The following is a 16,238-nucleotide window of genomic DNA, read 5'->3' as shown; positions in this document are numbered from 1 at the left end:
GGCCCGCCGGCCCGCCCCCGCTTCACCCGCCATGTCCTGTCTTTCCCTTGCCGACCGCATCGATGCCCTGCTGCCGCAGACGCAGTGCACCAAATGCGGCTATGACGGCTGCCGGCCGTATGCCCAGGCCATTGCCGACGGCGCCGCGCCGATCAACCGCTGCCCGCCGGGCGGCGACGCAGGCATCGCGGCGCTGGCCGACCTGCTCGACACCGCCACGCTGCCGCTGGACCTGTCGCGCGGCGCGCCCGGCCCGCTGACGGTGGCGCACATCGACGAGGCCCACTGCATCGGCTGCACGCTGTGCATCCGCGCCTGTCCGGTCGACGCCATCGTGGGCGCCAACAAGCGCATGCACACCGTGCTGGCCGACTGGTGCACGGGCTGCGATCTGTGCGTGGCGCCCTGTCCCGTCGACTGTATCGCCATGGTGCCGGCCGGCCGCGCCTGGACGGCGGCCGATGCGCAAGCCGCGCGCGAGCGCCATCGGGCCCGCCAGGAACGCCTGGCGCGCGAAACCGCCGACAACATGCGCCTGACCGCGGCCGCCGATACCCCGCCCGCACCGCCGCCGGCCGCCGGCCGGCCCGACGACGAGGCGCGCAAGCGCGCCGCCATCGAGTCGGCCCTGGCGCGCGCCCGGGCCCGCCGCACTTCCCCCGCCACATGAACGCCACCAAACGACGCGCCATCTTTGCCCGCCTGCAGGCCGCCAATCCGCACCCGACCACCGAACTGGAGTACGACACGCCGTTCCAGTTGCTGATCGCGGTGCTGCTGTCGGCGCAGGCCACCGACAAGTCGGTCAACCTGGCCACGCGCAAGTTCTTCCCGCGCTACGGCACCCCGCAAGCCATGCTCGAGCTGGGCGAGGAAGGCCTGGCCGAGTACATCAAGACCATCGGCCTGTACCGCACCAAGGCCAAGAACGCGATCGCCACCTGCAGGCTGTTGATCGAACGCCACGGCGGCGAAGTGCCGCCCTCGCGCGAGGCGCTGGAAGCGCTGCCAGGGGTCGGCCGCAAGACCGCCAATGTGGTCCTGAACACGGCGTTCGGCCAGCCGACCATGGCGGTCGACACCCATATTTTCCGCGTCTCGAACCGCACCGGCATCGCGCCCGGCAAGAACGTGCTGGAAGTCGAACACAAACTGGAAAAATTCGTACCGGCTGAATACATGCAGGACGCCCACCACTGGCTGATCCTGCATGGCCGCTACGTCTGCGTGGCGCGCAAGCCGAAATGCCCGCAGTGCGGCATTGCGGACCTGTGCGAATACAAGCAGAAAACCCTGCCCTGAACAGGGATTCCCCGCGACATTGTCGGCCGCCCGACAATGTCGCATGCCGCAGCGCAATACCTATGAAAAACCCTCATGGCATTTTGGGGGATAGGTCCGCATACTCGCCGGCAACTCTTAAAAAAAATCCCTGGGCGGTACCGCGGACATGGATGACATTATCCTGGAGACAAAAGGCCTCACGAAAGAGTTTCGCGGCTTCGTCGCGGTCAACGGGGTCGACCTGCGTGTCAAGCGCGGCCACATCCATGCCCTGATCGGCCCCAACGGCGCGGGCAAGACCACCTGCTTCAACTTGCTGACGAAATTCCTGGCGCCCACCTCCGGCCGCATCGTCTACAACGGCATCGACATCACCGGCGAACGTCCCGCCCAGATCGCGCGGCGCGGCATCATCCGCTCGTTCCAGATCTCGGCCGTGTTCCCGCACCTGACCGTGCTGGAAAACGTGCGCATCGGATTGCAGCGCAAGACCGGCCTGTCGTTTCACTTCTGGAAAAGCGAAAAGCGGCTGGCCAGCCTCGACCCGGCCGCGCGCGACCTGCTCGAACAGGTCGACCTGGCCGCTTTCGCCGACGAGACCACCATCAACCTGCCGTATGGCCGCAAGCGCGCCCTCGAGATCGCCACCACGCTGGCCATGGAACCCGAACTGATGCTGCTGGACGAACCCACCCAGGGCATGGGCCACGAGGACGTCGACCGCGTCACGCAACTGATCAAGCGGGTGGGCCAGGGCCGCACCATCCTGATGGTCGAACACAACATGAACGTGGTGTCCTCCATCGCCGACACCATCACCGTGCTGGCGCGCGGTTCGGTGCTGGCCGAAGGCCCCTACGCCGAAGTGTCGCGCCATCCCGCCGTCATGCAGGCCTACATGGGAACTACCGAGGGGGAACTGCAGGGAGCGCACGCATGAGCACCACCGCCGCATTGGAAATCTCCGGCCTGCAGGCCTGGTACGGCGAATCGCACATCCTCCACGGCGTCGACATGCGCGTCGCGCCGGGCGAAGTCGTCACCCTGCTGGGGCGCAACGGCGCCGGGCGCACCACCACGCTGCGCGCCATCCTCGGCCTGACCGGCAGCCGCAAGGGGTCGGTGCGCATCCATGGCACGGAAGCCATCGACCTGCCCACCTACAAGATCGCGCACCTGGGCATCGGCTACTGCCCCGAGGAACGCGGCATTTTCGCCAGCCTGTCGTGCGAGGAAAACCTGCTGCTGCCGCCCGCCGTGGGCGGCGCGCTGGGCGGCGGCATGTCGCTGGCGGAAATCTACGACATGTTCCCCAACCTGCACGAACGCCGCAATTCGCCCGGCACCCGCCTGTCGGGCGGCGAGCAGCAGATGCTGGCGGTGGCGCGCATCCTGCGCACCGGCGCCAACCTGCTGCTGCTGGACGAAATATCGGAAGGCCTGGCCCCGGTCATCGTGCAGGCGCTCGCGCGCATGATCACCGCGCTGAAGCAGCGCGGCTACACCATCGTCATGGTCGAGCAGAATTTCCGCTTCGCCGCGCCGCTGTCCGACCGCTTCTATGTCATGGAGCACGGCCAGATCGTCGAGCATTTCGAAGCCAGCGAACTTCAACAGAAGCAGGATACGCTCAACGAATTGCTGGGCGTATAGGAATCCTGTCATCCGCCGCACCAACGGCACCCCACAGAGAAGCGAGGAGTCATCCCATGAAGCTGCATCACATCACTGCCGCGCTGGCCCTGGCCGGCCTGGGATTTGCCGGGCTACCCGCCCAGGCGCAGGGCATCTCCGGCGACGTCATCCGCATCGGTTTCATCACGGACATGTCGGGCGTGTATTCCGACATCGACGGCCCGGCCGGCGTCGAGGCCATCCGCATGGCGATCGCCGACGCGGGCGGCGCGATCAACGGCAAGAAGATCGAGCTGGTCACCGCCGACCACCAGAACAAGGCCGACATCGCTTCCAGCCGCGCGCGCGAGTGGTTCGACCAGGAGGGCCTGGACATGCTGGTGGGCGGCACCAACTCGGCCACCAACCTGGCCATGGCGGCCGTGGCGGCCGAGAAGAAAAAACCCTTCATCGCCATCGGCCCGGGCGCCTCGGACCTGACCAACGCGCAATGTACGCCCTATACCGTGCACTATGCCTACGATACGGTGGCGCTGGCGCGCGGCACCGGCTCGGCGGTGGTGAAGAACGGCGGCAAGACCTGGTTCTTCCTGACCGCCGACTACGCCTTCGGCCACGCGCTGGAGCGCGATACCACCGCGGTGGTGAAGGCCAACGGCGGCGAGATCAAGGGCGCGGTGCGGGCGCCGCTGTCGACGGCCGACTTCTCGTCGTTCCTGCTGCAGGCGCAGGCCTCGGGCGCCCAGATCCTCGGCCTGGCCAACGCCGGCGGCGACACCATCAACTCGATCAAGGCCGCCAATGAGTTCGGCGTGACGCAGACCATGAAGATGGCCGGCCTGCTGGTCTTCATCAACGACGTGCACTCGCTGGGGCTCAAGACCACGCAGAACATGTACCTGACCACCGGCTGGTACTGGGACCACTCCGACGCCTCGCGCGCCTGGGCCAAGAAATTCGAAGAGAAGGTCGGTCGCAAGCCGTCCATGCTGCAGGCGGGCGACTATTCCTCCGTGTCGTTCTACCTGAAAGGCGTGAAAGAAACCGGCACCGACGACGGCGACGCGCTCATGAAGTGGATGAAGTCGAACAAGATCAACGACTTCTTCGCCCAGGGCGGCTATGTGCGCGAAGACGGCCGCATGATCCACGACATGTACCTCATGCAGGTCAAGACGCCCGAAGAATCCAAGGGCCCGTGGGACTACTACAAGGTCGTGGCAACCCTGCCCGGCGACGAGGTCTACACCAAGCCCTCGGAATCGACCTGCAAGGTCTTCAAGAAGTAATCCGCTGAAGCTTCCGGCGCGCCCGTGCCGATCCGGCCGGGCCGCGCCGCGAACCGGCACGCATCCATCCGAACGCGCAGGATTCTCCCGACATGATCGACATCTTCGGCATACCCATACAGGCCCTGCTGGGACAACTGCTGCTCGGCCTGGTCAACGGGTCGTTCTACGCCATGCTGTCACTGGGCCTGGCGGTCATCTTCGGACTGCTGAACGTCATCAATTTCGCGCACGGCTCGCTATACATGCTGGGCGCGTTCGTGGCCTGGATGGGCCTCTCGTACCTGGGGCTGAACTATTGGATCATGCTGATCCTGGCGCCGCTGGTGGTGGGCCTGTTCGGCATCGTGATCGAGAAGCTGCTGCTCAAGCACCTGTACAAGCTCGACCACCTGTACGGGCTGCTGCTCACCTTCGGGCTGACGCTGCTGATCGAGGGCCTGTTCCGCAGCTTCTACGGCGTCTCCGGCCAGCCCTACCCGACCCCCGACCTGTTGCGCGGCGCCACCAACCTGGGTTTCATGATCCTGCCCAACTATCGGGCCTGGGTCGTGGTGGCCTCGGTCACGGTCTGCCTGGTCACCTGGTTCATCATCGAGCGCACCCGGCTCGGCGCCCTGCTGCGCGCCGGCACCGAGAACCCCAAGCTGGTCGAGGCGTTCGGCGTGAACGTGCCGCGCATGGTCACCCTGACCTACGGCTTCGGCGTGGCGCTGGCGGGCTTTGCCGGCGTGCTGGCCGCGCCGGTGCTGCAGATCTCCCCGCTGATGGGCTCGAACCTGATCATCGTGGTGTTCGCCGTGGTGGTGATCGGCGGCATGGGGTCCATCCTCGGCGCCATCGTCACCGGCCTGGGCCTGGGCGTCATCGAGGGCCTGACCAAAGTCTTCTGGCCGGAAGCCTCCAGCACCGTCGTGTTCATCATCATGGCCATCGTCCTGTTGCTGCGCCCTGCCGGGCTGTTCGGAAAAGAGAAATGAACCGCCAACTTGTCAGCTATGCCGCAGCGGCCATCATCGTGGCCATCCTGCCGTTCATCGGCGTCTATCCGATCTTCGCCATGAAGGTCATGTGCTATGCGCTGTTCGCCTGCGCGTTCAACCTGCTGCTGGGCTTCACCGGCCTGCTGTCGTTCGGCCACGCCGCGTTCCTGGGCAGCGCCGCCTATGCGGCCGGCCATGCGCTGAAAGTATGGGGCTTCCCCACCGAGCTGGGCCTGCTGTTCGGCGTGCTGGTTGCGGCGCTGCTGGGCCTCGCAATGGGCCTGCTGGCCATCCGGCGCAGCGGCATCTACTTCGCCATGATCACCCTGGCGCTGGCGCAGATGGTTTTCTTCTTCTTCCTGCAAGCGGAATTCACCGGCGGCGAAGACGGCCTGCAGCGGGTGCCGCGCGGCACGCTGCTGGGCTTCATCGACCTGCGCAGCGACCTGAACCTGTATTACCTGGTGATGGCGGTCTTCGCGCTGGGCTATTTCATTATCTGGCGCACGGTGCATTCGCCCTTCGGGCAGGTGCTCAAGGCGCTGCGCGAGAACGAGCCGCGCACCCTCTCGCTGGGCTACGACGTGGACCGCTTCAAGCTGCTGGCCTTCGTGCTGTCCGCCGCCATCGCCGGACTGGCCGGCGCCACCAAGACGCTGGTGTTCGTATCCGCCACCCTGTCCGACGCCACCTGGCAGATGTCGGGACTGGTCATCTTGATGACGCTGATCGGCGGCCTCGGGACCCTGACCGGGCCGATCCTCGGCGCCTTCATCGTGGTGCTGCTCGAGAACAAGGTCGGCGACTTCGGCCGCTTCATGGCGGAGCTCACCGGCAACAACTGGTTCCTGCGGCTCGGCGAATCGGTCACCATCGTGATCGGCCTGATCTTCGTCGTCTGCGTGCTGGCCTTCCGCCGCGGCATCGTGGGCGAATGGCAGGCGCTGGCGCAGCGGCGGCGGGCGCGCGCGGCGATGCCCGTACAATAAATCCAGCGGGCGCCTCCTCGGCCACCGCGAGCCCAGGAGACACTGCCCATGCGTGTAGCGCGATTCCTTCTTTCCTTCCTGGCGGCGCTGGCCACGGCCGCGCCCCTGGCCTGGGCGGCGCCCGCCGCGGCGGCCAGCCAATGCGAGGTCGACCGTCCGGTGCGCTTCAGCGGCCTGAACTGGGAGTCCAACCTGGTGCTGGCGGGCATCGAGCGCTTCATCGTCGAGCACGGCTATGCCTGCGAGACCTCGGTCGAAATCGGCGAGACCCTCGCCATGCTGGCCGCCTTGCAGCGCGGCGACGTCGATGTCACCCCGGAGGTCTGGCCCGGCCAGATCGAGGTCGCCTGGGACAAGGCCCTGAAATCGGGCAAGGTGCTGGCCGCGGGCCACGTGTTCGACGCGGGCGAAGGCTGGTACATCCCGCGCTACACCGCCGAGCGCCACCCCGACCTGAAAAGCGCCGCCGACCTGGCCCGCTACGCCAAGGTCTTCGCCGACCCGGAAGACCCCGCGCGCGGCCGCATCTACGGCTGCCCGGCCGGCTGGGCGTGCGGCACCCTCAACACCAACCTGCTCAAGGCGCTGCGCCTGGAAGGCCAATACAGCATGTTCGCGCCGGGCTCGGGCGCCGCGCAGAAGGCCGCCATCGTGTCGGCCTACAAGCGCAAGCGCGACATCGTCTTCTACTACTGGACGCCCACCGCGCTGGTCGGCTCGCTCGACCTGGTCAAGCTGCAATTGCCCAAGTTCGACCAGGCCGCCTATACCTGCATGACCGACCCCAAGTGCGAGAACCCGGTGCCCACCGAGTTCAGGCCCAACAAGGTCGTCACCGGACTGAACGCCGAGTTCGCCCGCCAGGCCCCGCGGCTGCAGGCATTCTTCGAAAAACTCAGCGTGCCGGGCCCGGCCATCGACGACACCCTGGGCTGGCTCGAGAACCAGGGCGCCGAGCCGGAAGGCGCCGCGCTGCACTTCCTGCGCAAGTACCCGGATGTCTGGCGCCAGTGGGTGCCGGCCGAAGTCGCCGACAAGGTCCAGGCCAAGTTGTAGCTCCCGCGCGCGGCGGCCGCGGGTGTATGCTGCGCGGGCGACGCGCCCTCCGGCGCGCAACCGATCAAGGAAAGACCGACATGGAAGCGCTTTACTGGCATGATGGCCGCTGGACCACCGAGAACCCCAAGTTGCTCGGCCCGGCCGACCATGCCTTCTGGATGGCCAGCATGGTGTTCGACGGCGCGCGCGCCTTCGATGGACTGACGCCCGACCTGGACCTGCACTGCCAGCGCGTGGTCCGCTCGGCCGAGAAAATGCTGATGCAGCCGCAGCTCGGCTGGGAAGCCATCCGCGACCTGTGCCTGGAGGCCGTGGCGCGCTTCCCGGCCGGCGAGGCGCTGTACATCAAACCCATGTTCTTCTGCGCCGACGGCTTCCTGTTGCCGGACGCCGAACGCACGCAGTTCGTGCTGCATGTATTCAAGGTGCCCATGCCGGGCGGCCAGGGCTTCTCGGCCTGCTTCTCCAGCTTCGTGCGCGCCTGGCCCAACATGGCGCCCACCGATGCCAAGGCCTCGTGCCTGTACCCCAACGGGCAGCGCGCCATCCGCGAAGCGGCCGCGCGCGGCTTCGACAACGCCATCATGCTCGACGGCGACGGCAACGTGGCGGAATTCGCCACCGCCAACCTGTGGATCGCCAAGGACGGCCGCGTGGCCACCCCGGCCGTCAACGGCACGTTCCTCAACGGCATCACCCGCCAGCGCGTGCTGGCCCTGCTGCGCGCCGATGGCGTGGACGTGCAGGAGCGCGCCCTCACGCGCGCCGACGTGGAGCAGGCCGACGAGGTGTTCTCCACCGGCAACTACGGCAAAGTAGTCCACGTCAACCGCGTGGAACAGCGCGCCCTGCCGTACGGCCCGCTGGCGCAGCGCGCGCACCGGCTGTACATGGAGTACGCGCGCGCCGGGAAATAGGCCGCGCAACGCGCTTCAGGACGCGTCCGCCGGTGCCGGCGGCTCGTGCAGCACGGCGATGTCGGGGTCGCCCCGGTAGGCCGGGTAGCGCGCCAGCACCTGCGGATCGTGTCCCGGCACCACGTGCGCGGGACTGCTGGCGGCCTGCTGGACGCGCTGGTGGCCGGACAGCATGTCCGCCACATTGAACACGATCGGAAACGGCCGGCCGGCCTGCATGTTTTCGTAGTAGTGGCTGGCGTCGGACGCCAGCACCACCCAGCCGCGCCGGGTATGCACGCGCACCGCCTGCAGCCCTTTGGTATGGCCGCCGATCTTCAGCAGCTCGATGCCGGGGTGCAGCACGGCGTCGCCGTCGTGGAAAACCACGCGGTCCTGGTAGACGCGCCGTACCAGCGTTACCACGTCCTCGACCTCGTAGGCATGGCGCAATGGCGCATGGCACATGCAGCGGCCGGTGGCGTAGTCGAGCTCCGCGTCCTGCACGTGCAGCCGCGCGTCCACCAGCTTGGCCAGGTTACCGGCATGGTCGTAGTGCAAGTGGGTCAGCACGACATCCTGGACCTGCTCCGGCGCGACGCCCAGCCGAGCCAGGCCGGCGATCGGGCAGCCCAGCAGGTCGCGGCGGCGGCGCGCCGCGGTGGCCGCGTTGAAACCGGTATCGACCAGCACGCAGCGGCCCGCGCCGCGCACCAGCCAGACGAAGAAGTCCATGGGCATGGGGCCGTCGTGCGGATCCCCGCCCAGGAAATTGTCGGCGCGCCGGCGCGGCATGCGCGCGTAGCGCAATGCATAGACCTCATACTCGGGCCATGCGCCCGTCGATGCCTGTGCCATGCCTCTCATATCCCCAGGTAGGCTTTCTGCACGAACGGATCGGCCAGCAGCTCGACCCCGCGTCCGGTGCGCACCACCTCGCCGTGCTCCAGCGCGTAGGCGTGATGGGCGAGCCGCAGCGCCAGGCGGGCGTTCTGCTCGACCAGCACGATGGCCATGCCCTTGTCGCGGTTGATGCGCTCGATGGCCGCGGCGATCTCGCCGACGATCTTGGGGGCAATGCCCAGCGACGGCTCGTCAAGCATCAGCAGCCGCGGGTTGGCCATGAGCGCGCGGCCGATGGCCACCATCTGCTGCTCGCCGCCCGACAGCGAGCCGGCCAGCTGACCGCGGCGTTCATGCACGCGCGGGAACAGCGCATAGACCTCGTCCAGGCCGCGCCGCACCACGGCGCGCGAGCGCACGCCATGGGCGCCCGCCAGCAGGTTGTCGCGCACCGACATCCGTCCGAACAGCCGACGGCCTTCCGGCGACAGCGAGATTCCGGCGGCCACCCGGGCGGCCGCGCCTTGCGCGCGGATATCGCGGCCGTCCAGCTCGATCGCGCCTTCGGCCGCGCGCACCAGGCCGATCACGGCCTTCAGGGTGGTGCTCTTGCCGGCGCCGTTGGAGCCGACCAGCGCCACGATCTGGCCGGCCTCGACCCGGAAGTCGATGCCGCGCACGGCCTCCAGTGGCCCGTAGCGCACGGTCAGGCCGCGTACCTCAAGCATGGGCATAGTCGGGGGCTCCCAGGTAGGCTTCGATGACGGCCGGATGCTCGCGGATCTGCCGCGGCGTGCCTTCGGCGATTTTCTCGCCCTGCACCAGCACCACAATGCGCTGGCACAACTCCATGACCAGCGCCATGTGGTGCTCGACCAGCAGCAGCGTCAGGCCCTGGTCGTCGCGCAGGCGGCGCAGCAGCCGCCCCAGTTCGCGGCATTCTTCATGGTTCAGCCCGGCGGCGGGCTCGTCCAGCAGCAACATGCGCGGCCGCGCGGCCAGCGCCACGGCGATGCCCAGTTTCTTCTGCAGGCCGTAGGCCAGCGCGCCGGCCGGCGCATCGCGCCAGGGCAGCAGGTCGGTCATGCGCAGGATGCCATCGACTTCGGCGGCCACCTGCCGCCGCGCCAGCGTGGCGTCGCGGCGGCCGGCCAGGCATGCGGCCGCCGAGCCGGCCAGGCGCGACAACATGCCGCGATACACGTTCTCGGCCACCGATACGGCCGGATAGGTCGAGGTGGACTGGAAGGTGCGCGCCAGCCCCGCCGCCACGGCGCGACTGGGCGGCCCGCCGGCGATGTCGCGGCCGGCGAAGCGCACGCGGCCCGCCGACGGGGGCATGCTGCCGCTGATGACATTGAAGGCGGTTGTCTTGCCGGCGCCGTTGGGTCCGATCAGGCCGAAGATCTCGCCCTCGGCCACCGTAAAGGACAGGCCGCGCAGGGCCGCCAGGCCACCGAACCGGCGCGACAGGCCATCCACCTGCAAAAGCGCGTCGCTCATGAGGAACTCCTGGACAGGTGGCGCGCCAGGCCGGCCAGCCCGTCCGGCAGGAAGCGCAGGATCAGAATCAGCGCCGCGCCATAGAACACATGCTGGGTCTGCACGGCGCCGCGGAACAGCTCCGGCAGCGGCGTCAACACCAGCGCTCCGACCAGCGGCCCCCATACGGACAGGCGCCCGCCGATGACCAGCATGATGACGAACGCCACCGATATACCTGTGTTGAACGACTCCGGCGAGACAAAGCCGATATAGCGCGCCTGCAGCGCGCCGCCCAGCGCGGCCAGCATGCAGCCGGCCACGAAGCACAGCACCTGCAGCCGATGCACGTTCAGGCCGGTGGACTCGGCCAGCGCGGCGTTGTCGCGCACGGCGTCGATGGCATGGCCCAGCGGACGCCGGAACAGCCACCACAGGCCGGCGCTCGACAGCAGCGCGGCCGCCAGCGCCAGGCCGTAGAAGCGGGCCCGCGTGTCGAAGGCATAGCCCAGCAGCGAGGCGGCCGGGATGCCGGCGATACCGTTGGCGCCGCCGCTCCAGCCCGCGCCGTCGAGCAGGGCCAGCCGCACCAGCTCGCCGAACGCGAAGGTCACCAGCACGAAGTACACGCCGCGCAGGCGCAGGATCACCCAGCCCAGCGCGCCGCCGATCAGCCCGGCCGCGACCGCGCCCAGCAAAGCGGCCGCGGCGAAACTCCAGCCCAGGCGGCTGGCGGCCAGCACCGAGGCATAGGCGCCGATCGCCACGAAGGCGGCGTGGCCCAGCGAAAGCTGGCCGCAGCGGCTGATCAGCGCCAGGCCGTTGACGATGAGCACGTTAAGGGCGGCCAGCACCGCCAGGTGCAGCACGAAGGGGCTGCCGAACCACGGCAACGCCGCCGCGACGGCCAGCGCGGCCGCGCCCGCCAGCCGCCAGGCCGGACGGCTCCGGGCTTGCGAAGTCAGCGACAAGGCAGTCATGTCAGGCCTCCCCCTTGCCGAGCAGGCCCTTGGGCCGCACTACCAGCATGGCGATCACCAGGACGAAGATCAGCATGTCGGCGGTGCTGCTGCTGAGGAACAGGCTGGCGTAGCTCTCGACCAGGCCCAGCAGCAGGCCGGCCGCCGCCGCCCCGGGAATGCTGCCCAGCCCGCCCAGGATGACGACGATGAATGCCTTGAGCAGCGGCGTGGCGCCCACGAACGGCGAGACCGAGAACAACGGCGCCATCAGCGCCCCGGCCACCGCCGCCAGGCCGACGCCGATGCCGAATCCCAGCGGGTAGTAGATGCGGGCGCGTATGCCCTGGATGGATGCGATCTCGAAATCCTCGACCACGGCGCGCAGGGCGCGGCCCGGCCGCGAATAGCGCAGGAACCCGTACAGCAGCGCCAGCACGGCCAGCGCGAACACCACCACGTAGAGGCGCGCAGCCGGCACCACCGCCGTGCCCAGCCGGACGGCGCCGCGCGCCACGGCCGGCATGGACAAGGGATCGGGCCCGAAGAACATCAGCGCCAGGTTCTGCAGAATCATCGCCAGCCCGATCGTGGCGATCATGCCGTTGAGTTCGTCGTGCCGGAACGGCTGCAGCACGGCCCATTCCAGCAACGCCCCCGCGATGACGGCGCCGGCGAACGTGACCGCCACCGCCGGCAGGAACGGCAGATCCAGCCCGGTGGTCAGGAAATAGGCGCCGAAAGCGCCCAGCATGTAGAACTCGCCGTGCGCGAAGTTCACCATGCGCATCACGCCGAACACCAGCGTGAAGCCCACCGCCATCAACAGGTACAACAGGCCGACCACCAGGCCGTTGATGGTCGCCTGCGCGGCCAGGATGCTCCAGTCCACGTGCGTCTCCTATTGGCATCCCTTGACCGTGCAGCGCGCCCGGATCACTTCCTTGCCGCCCTGCACTTCCGCCACATAGAACGGCGCGTTCAGCTGGTGGTCGATGCCGTACATGGCCTTGCCGGTCCAGTTCAGGGTGCCCAATGCGCCGGCGAAATCGCGGAGCTTTGCCAGTTCGTCGCGCACCTTTGCGGTGTCGGTCACGGTGCCGGCGCGCCGCATGGCCTCGAACAGCATGTTGGTGCCGTCATAGAACGCCGGGCTGAAGCCGTTCATTGCATGCTTGTACTTGGCCGCGTACCGCTCGGCATAAGCCTTGGTGGATGGCAGCGCGGGATCGACGGGCGTATGCACGAACATGCCTTCGGCGGCCTCCTGGCCCGCCACATTGACGATCTCCTGCGTGGCCGGGCCGCCGGTGCGGACGATCTTGCCCTCGAAGCCGAGTTCGCGCGCCTGCTTGACGATCAGGCCCGCCGTGGTGGGCGAATTGCCGTCCAGTTCGATCGCGTCGATGCCGCGCGCCATCATGCGGGTCAGCAGCGGCACGAAATCGACCCGGTCGCGTTCGAAGAATTCCTTCACCGCCAGGGCCGCGCCGGCCTTCTTGTACGCCGCCTCGAGATCGGCGGCGATCTGCTGGCCGGTCTCGTCGTTGGGAAACAACGCGCCCACTTTCTTCAGGCCCTGTGCCTTGACCAGCCAGTCGATCTGCGGCTGCGACACTTCGGCGGTGGTCACGTTGGGGCGGAAGGTATAGGATTTTTCCGGCCCCAGCGCCTTGGCGGTAAAGCCCAGGGTCATCACGATGACCCCGTTCTTCTCGGTGATGGGCTGGATGGCCAGCACCGGCGCGGAACCCACCGGGCCGATGATGTAGCGCACCTTGTCCTCGAATACCAGGCGGTTGGCCACGGTGACCGCTTCATTGGCCTGGTACTTGTCGTCGTAGGCCACCACACTGACCTGGTACTTCTTGCCGCCCACCTCCAGCCCGCCGGCCTGGTTGACCTGGTCGGCCGCGATCTCGGCGGCATTCTTCATGCCCTGGCCCCAGGACGCGCCCGCGCCGGACAGCGTCACCAGCGCGCCGATCTTCAGGGTTTCCTGTGCCTGGACGGCTGCCGGCAGGGCCAGGCAGGCCAGCAATGCGGCGATAGGGGTCGTTTTCATATTGTCTCCTGTGGGGGCGGCAGGCCCTCCCGGGCCGCGATGGCGTCCAGTACGGGCAGCAGGTAGCCGCGGAATTGCCGCGGGTTCTCGCTCATGGGGAAATGCCCCACTTCGCGCATGATGGTGACCTGCGCGCCGGCAATCGCCGCGGCGGTGCGCAGGGTATCGTCGGGCGTGCACGAAAAGTCGTATTCGCCGGTCAGCAGGTACAGCGGGCAGACGTCGGTGCGGATGCCGCCCAGGCGCCCCCGCAGGTCGCCGTCGACGCGGTAGAAATACAGATCGCCGCGGAACACGCCGGGACCGCTCTGCATGTATTGCCAGAGCGTCTCGTGGCGATGCACCGGCGGCGATTGCGGCGCCACCAGCCCGGAGACCAGCGCCGCGCACACCTCGCCGCCATGCACGTCGCCGCGGTGCAGCCAGGCGGTGTCGTACCAGGGCTGCTGGAAATCGGCGGCTTCCACGCCGATCAGCGCGCGAAAGCGCGCGGCATGCAGGCGCGCCAGTTCCAGCACGATGCGCCCGCCGATGGAGCAGCCGATCAGGGCCGGCCGGTCCAGCGCCAGCGCCTCGCAGAATGCCAGGATCGACTGCACATAGCGCTCGGTGGTCAATTGGTACTCGGTGTCCTGCCAGCCCTCGGGCGGGTACGACTTGCCGTGCCACGGCAGGTCGAACGCGATGACGCGGAAGCGCGCGGTCACGGCGTCGTCGCACATGAGATGGCGGTACTGGCGGTTGTCGGCGCCGGCGGTATGCAGGCAGACCAGCGGGACGCCCTGCCCCGCCTCCTCGAAATAGACTCGGTGGGGCCGCCCGGCGATCTCCAGGCGCACATAGCGGCCCACGATGGGCTCGAACTCGACGCTCATGTCCGGCTCTCCCGGCCGGTGGCCAGCAGGTCTTTCACATACTGCAGATTGGCCATCAGCGGCTGGAGATTGCCTTCGACGCTCAATTCGCCGCGCTTGCCGAGAGCGAACAGGTCGTGCCAGCCGGGCGCCGGCACGGCGCGCCAGAACTCGCGCCAGGCGCGCTCGGACGCGCGCACGGCGAAATCCCAGGAACGCAGCGGCGGCAGCTGCGTCTCCAGCCCGACCACGGCGCCGTCGCGCACCCGCGCCAGCACCGGCGTGGGGCCGAACTGCACCAGGATATCGGCGTTGAACGGCCGCGCCCGCGCGAAGGACGCCGCGGTCCGCGCGAAGTGCACGGCCAGCTGCCGCCCGGAGGATGCGGAAGTCTGGGATGCCATGTCTCCTTCCTTTTTAGAATCGTTCTTTTGTACAGAACGTTTATTCTTTCTATAAGAACATTCTAGGCAAAGCAAATTTGCCCTGTCAACCGGGGAGTACCAGCAGGTTCCTAGGCCGCGCCGGGCCGCAGTTCGCGCCACTGGGGCGCCAGCGTCAAGGGACAATCCGTCACGGCCTGCAGCGCGCCCAAGGCCAGGCCCGCCACCATGCCGCGCACCACCAGCCCGGCCGGCGTCACGTCAATGATGGCCAAGTCCGTGTAGATGCGGTCGACCACGCCGGCGCCGGTCAGCGGATAACTGCATTCCCGCACGATCTTGGGCACGCCCTGCTTGGTCGTGTGTTCCATGGTGATATAGACCTGGCGCGCGCCGGCCGCCAGGTCCATGGCGCCGCCCACCGCCGGGATGGTGCCGGGCTCGCCGGTATCCCAATTGGCCAGGTCGCCGCGGCCCGACACCTGGAACGCCCCCAGCACCGTCAGGTCGAGGTGGCCCCCGCGCATCATGGCGAACGACACCACGTGGTCGGTGATCGACGCGCCGGGCAGCAGGGTCACGGCCTCCTTGCTGGCATTGATCAGGTCCAGGTCGAGCGGCCGCGCGGGGTCGCCCGGCCCCATCCCGACGATGCCGTTCTCGGTATGCAGGATCACGTCGCGGCCGGCCGGCAGGAAGCCGGCCACCAGCGTCGGGATGCCGATGCCCAGGTTCACATAGGCGCCGTCCGGAATGTCTTGCGCCACCAGCCGCGCGATTTCGCGGCGCGACAGTTTTTCAATGTTCATGCTCGCCTCCCGCCTGCACCACGCGCTGCACGAAAATGCCCGGCGTCATGACATGCTGCGGCTCCAGGGCGCCCAGCGGTACGATCTCGTCGACCTGCGCCACGGTCAGCGTGGCCGCCATGCACATCACCGGCGCGAAATTGCGGCCGGCATAGCGGTACACCAGGTTGCCCCAGCGGTCGCCCCGCTGCGCCTTGACCAGGGCCACATCGCCCTTGAGCGGCGTTTCCAGTACATAACCCACGCCGTCGATGACGCGCGTCTCCTTGCCGCGCGCCAGCGGGGTGCCGTATGCCGTGGGCGTGAAAAACGGCCCCATGCCGGCGCCCGCGGCCCGCATGCGCTCGGCCATGGTGCCCTGCGGCACGCATTCGAGCTCGATCCTGCCGGCGCGGTACGCCTCGGCGAACGCCGCCGCGTTGGGATTCTTGCGGTCGGACGAGCGCGCGAACGAGCAGATCATCTTGCGCACGCGTCCGGCTTCGATCAGCTGGCTCAGCCCGCGCGCGCCGTTGCCGGCATTGTTATTGACGATCGTCAGTTCGCGCGCGCCCTGTTCCAGCAAGGCGCAGATCAAGGCCGTCGGCACACCCGACGCGCCGAAGCCGCCGATCAGCACGACGGCGCCGTCCTGCACGCCGGCCACGGCCTCGTGCAGCGATTCCACAGTCTTGTCCAACATCTCGGTTCTCCTTGCGATGCGGCCGC

General features: G+C 68.2%; 19 protein-coding genes. 9 read left to right on the top strand and 10 right to left on the bottom strand.

The features are described from left to right. Positions 1-31: 31 nt before the first annotated feature. The 9 genes from rsxB to CAL24_RS05825 all read left to right on the top strand — a co-directional run bounded on the left by rsxB (position 32) and on the right by CAL24_RS05825 (position 8,156). Positions 32-670 carry an electron transport complex subunit RsxB gene (gene rsxB / locus CAL24_RS05865; protein WP_094806005.1) on the top strand — a complete coding sequence of 213 codons (639 nt, stop codon included), beginning with the start codon at positions 32-34 and terminating at the stop codon, positions 668-670. Further along, on the top strand, positions 667-1,302 hold the full coding sequence (gene nth / locus CAL24_RS05860) for an endonuclease III (protein ID WP_028356388.1): 636 nt from the start codon (positions 667-669) through the stop codon (positions 1,300-1,302). The genes rsxB and nth overlap by 4 nt, the downstream gene beginning before the upstream one ends. 148 nt (positions 1,303-1,450) lie before the next feature. Beyond that, on the top strand, positions 1,451-2,224 hold the full coding sequence (locus tag CAL24_RS05855) for an ABC transporter ATP-binding protein (RefSeq protein ID WP_028356389.1): 774 nt from the start codon (positions 1,451-1,453) through the stop codon (positions 2,222-2,224). Continuing rightward, positions 2,221-2,937: an ABC transporter ATP-binding protein gene (locus CAL24_RS05850; protein ID WP_028356390.1), complete on the top strand. Its 717-nt coding sequence runs from the start codon at positions 2,221-2,223 to the stop codon at positions 2,935-2,937. Before CAL24_RS05855 ends, CAL24_RS05850 begins: the two co-directional genes overlap by 4 nt. A gap of 56 nt (positions 2,938-2,993) precedes the next feature. Continuing rightward, positions 2,994-4,208, top strand: coding sequence for an ABC transporter substrate-binding protein (locus CAL24_RS05845; RefSeq protein ID WP_028356391.1), 1,215 nt, complete (start codon positions 2,994-2,996; stop codon positions 4,206-4,208). 92 nt (positions 4,209-4,300) lie between these two features. After that, a complete protein-coding gene (locus tag CAL24_RS05840; protein WP_028356392.1) occupies positions 4,301-5,188 on the top strand; it encodes a branched-chain amino acid ABC transporter permease in 888 nt (295 codons plus the stop codon). Beyond that, entirely contained in the window at positions 5,185-6,180 is a 996-nt protein-coding gene (locus tag CAL24_RS05835) for a branched-chain amino acid ABC transporter permease (RefSeq protein ID WP_028356393.1), read from the top strand. The genes CAL24_RS05840 and CAL24_RS05835 overlap by 4 nt, the downstream gene beginning before the upstream one ends. Before the next feature lie 48 nt (positions 6,181-6,228). Next, positions 6,229-7,236, top strand: coding sequence for an ABC transporter substrate-binding protein (locus CAL24_RS05830; RefSeq protein WP_094806003.1), 1,008 nt, complete (start codon positions 6,229-6,231; stop codon positions 7,234-7,236). 80 nt (positions 7,237-7,316) lie between these two features. Then, a complete protein-coding gene (locus CAL24_RS05825; protein ID WP_028356395.1) occupies positions 7,317-8,156 on the top strand; it encodes a branched-chain amino acid aminotransferase in 840 nt (279 codons plus the stop codon). Between the two features lie 15 nt (positions 8,157-8,171). On the opposite strand, the gene CAL24_RS05820 is transcribed toward CAL24_RS05825, so the two are convergent. The 10 genes from CAL24_RS05820 to CAL24_RS05775 form a co-directional block, all read right to left on the bottom strand. Continuing rightward, the gene (locus CAL24_RS05820) at positions 8,172-8,993 is read right to left on the bottom strand and encodes an N-acyl homoserine lactonase family protein (protein ID WP_094806002.1); all 822 of its coding nucleotides are present in this window, start codon (positions 8,991-8,993) and stop codon (positions 8,172-8,174) included. Positions 8,994-8,998: 5 nt separating this feature from the next. Beyond that, positions 8,999-9,712 (bottom strand): ABC transporter ATP-binding protein, encoded by a 714-nt coding sequence (locus CAL24_RS05815; RefSeq protein WP_028356397.1) that lies wholly within the window; start codon positions 9,710-9,712, stop codon positions 8,999-9,001. Next, the gene (locus CAL24_RS05810) at positions 9,699-10,481 is read right to left on the bottom strand and encodes an ABC transporter ATP-binding protein (protein ID WP_094806001.1); all 783 of its coding nucleotides are present in this window, start codon (positions 10,479-10,481) and stop codon (positions 9,699-9,701) included. Before CAL24_RS05810 ends, CAL24_RS05815 begins: the two co-directional genes overlap by 14 nt. Next, positions 10,478-11,440: a branched-chain amino acid ABC transporter permease gene (locus CAL24_RS05805; RefSeq protein WP_038854081.1), complete on the bottom strand. Its 963-nt coding sequence runs from the start codon at positions 11,438-11,440 to the stop codon at positions 10,478-10,480. Before CAL24_RS05805 ends, CAL24_RS05810 begins: the two co-directional genes overlap by 4 nt. Position 11,441: 1 nt before the next feature. Beyond that, the gene (locus tag CAL24_RS05800; RefSeq protein ID WP_028356400.1) at positions 11,442-12,311 is read right to left on the bottom strand and encodes a branched-chain amino acid ABC transporter permease; all 870 of its coding nucleotides are present in this window, start codon (positions 12,309-12,311) and stop codon (positions 11,442-11,444) included. A gap of 9 nt (positions 12,312-12,320) precedes the next feature. Further along, positions 12,321-13,484 carry an ABC transporter substrate-binding protein gene (locus CAL24_RS05795; protein ID WP_094805999.1) on the bottom strand — a complete coding sequence of 388 codons (1,164 nt, stop codon included), beginning with the start codon at positions 13,482-13,484 and terminating at the stop codon, positions 12,321-12,323. Further along, positions 13,481-14,359 carry an alpha/beta fold hydrolase gene (locus CAL24_RS05790; protein WP_094805997.1) on the bottom strand — a complete coding sequence of 293 codons (879 nt, stop codon included), beginning with the start codon at positions 14,357-14,359 and terminating at the stop codon, positions 13,481-13,483. The genes CAL24_RS05795 and CAL24_RS05790 overlap by 4 nt, the downstream gene beginning before the upstream one ends. Next, positions 14,356-14,742: a hypothetical protein gene (locus tag CAL24_RS05785; protein WP_094805995.1), complete on the bottom strand. Its 387-nt coding sequence runs from the start codon at positions 14,740-14,742 to the stop codon at positions 14,356-14,358. Before CAL24_RS05785 ends, CAL24_RS05790 begins: the two co-directional genes overlap by 4 nt. Positions 14,743-14,852: 110 nt before the next feature. Next, positions 14,853-15,530, bottom strand: a complete 678-nt coding sequence (locus CAL24_RS05780) for a 3-oxoacid CoA-transferase subunit B (RefSeq protein ID WP_028356404.1) — start codon at positions 15,528-15,530, stop codon at positions 14,853-14,855. Further along, the gene (locus tag CAL24_RS05775) at positions 15,520-16,212 is read right to left on the bottom strand and encodes a 3-oxoacid CoA-transferase subunit A (protein ID WP_094805993.1); all 693 of its coding nucleotides are present in this window, start codon (positions 16,210-16,212) and stop codon (positions 15,520-15,522) included. Before CAL24_RS05775 ends, CAL24_RS05780 begins: the two co-directional genes overlap by 11 nt. Positions 16,213-16,238: the final 26 nt, after the last annotated feature.

Origin of the sequence: Bordetella genomosp. 2, from assembly GCF_002261345.1 — a bacterium.
Classification (GTDB): domain Bacteria; phylum Pseudomonadota; class Gammaproteobacteria; order Burkholderiales; family Burkholderiaceae_B; genus Bordetella_A.
This window is presented reverse-complemented; position numbering and strand designations above follow the sequence as displayed.

What these genes read in the sequence shown, in the direction of transcription:
- nth (WP_028356388.1), top strand. Translation starts at nt 667, where the DNA reads ATGAACGCCACCAAACGACGCGCCATCTTTGCCCGCCTGCAGGCCGCC.
- CAL24_RS05840 (WP_028356392.1), top strand. Translation starts at nt 4,301, where the DNA reads ATGATCGACATCTTCGGCATACCCATACAGGCCCTGCTGGGACAACTG.
- CAL24_RS05820 (WP_094806002.1), bottom strand. Translation starts at nt 8,993, where the DNA reads ATGGCACAGGCATCGACGGGCGCATGGCCCGAGTATGAGGTCTATGCA.
- CAL24_RS05785 (WP_094805995.1), bottom strand. Translation starts at nt 14,742, where the DNA reads ATGGCATCCCAGACTTCCGCATCCTCCGGGCGGCAGCTGGCCGTGCAC.
- CAL24_RS05850 (WP_028356390.1), top strand. Translation starts at nt 2,221, where the DNA reads ATGAGCACCACCGCCGCATTGGAAATCTCCGGCCTGCAGGCCTGGTAC.
- CAL24_RS05790 (WP_094805997.1), bottom strand. Translation starts at nt 14,359, where the DNA reads ATGAGCGTCGAGTTCGAGCCCATCGTGGGCCGCTATGTGCGCCTGGAG.
- CAL24_RS05830 (WP_094806003.1), top strand. Translation starts at nt 6,229, where the DNA reads ATGCGTGTAGCGCGATTCCTTCTTTCCTTCCTGGCGGCGCTGGCCACG.
- CAL24_RS05835 (WP_028356393.1), top strand. Translation starts at nt 5,185, where the DNA reads ATGAACCGCCAACTTGTCAGCTATGCCGCAGCGGCCATCATCGTGGCC.
- CAL24_RS05795 (WP_094805999.1), bottom strand. Translation starts at nt 13,484, where the DNA reads ATGAAAACGACCCCTATCGCCGCATTGCTGGCCTGCCTGGCCCTGCCG.
- CAL24_RS05780 (WP_028356404.1), bottom strand. Translation starts at nt 15,530, where the DNA reads ATGAACATTGAAAAACTGTCGCGCCGCGAAATCGCGCGGCTGGTGGCG.
- CAL24_RS05845 (WP_028356391.1), top strand. Translation starts at nt 2,994, where the DNA reads ATGAAGCTGCATCACATCACTGCCGCGCTGGCCCTGGCCGGCCTGGGA.
- CAL24_RS05825 (WP_028356395.1), top strand. Translation starts at nt 7,317, where the DNA reads ATGGAAGCGCTTTACTGGCATGATGGCCGCTGGACCACCGAGAACCCC.
- CAL24_RS05815 (WP_028356397.1), bottom strand. Translation starts at nt 9,712, where the DNA reads ATGCCCATGCTTGAGGTACGCGGCCTGACCGTGCGCTACGGGCCACTG.
- CAL24_RS05855 (WP_028356389.1), top strand. Translation starts at nt 1,451, where the DNA reads ATGGATGACATTATCCTGGAGACAAAAGGCCTCACGAAAGAGTTTCGC.
- rsxB (WP_094806005.1), top strand. Translation starts at nt 32, where the DNA reads ATGTCCTGTCTTTCCCTTGCCGACCGCATCGATGCCCTGCTGCCGCAG.
- CAL24_RS05810 (WP_094806001.1), bottom strand. Translation starts at nt 10,481, where the DNA reads ATGAGCGACGCGCTTTTGCAGGTGGATGGCCTGTCGCGCCGGTTCGGT.
- CAL24_RS05805 (WP_038854081.1), bottom strand. Translation starts at nt 11,440, where the DNA reads ATGACTGCCTTGTCGCTGACTTCGCAAGCCCGGAGCCGTCCGGCCTGG.
- CAL24_RS05775 (WP_094805993.1), bottom strand. Translation starts at nt 16,212, where the DNA reads ATGTTGGACAAGACTGTGGAATCGCTGCACGAGGCCGTGGCCGGCGTG.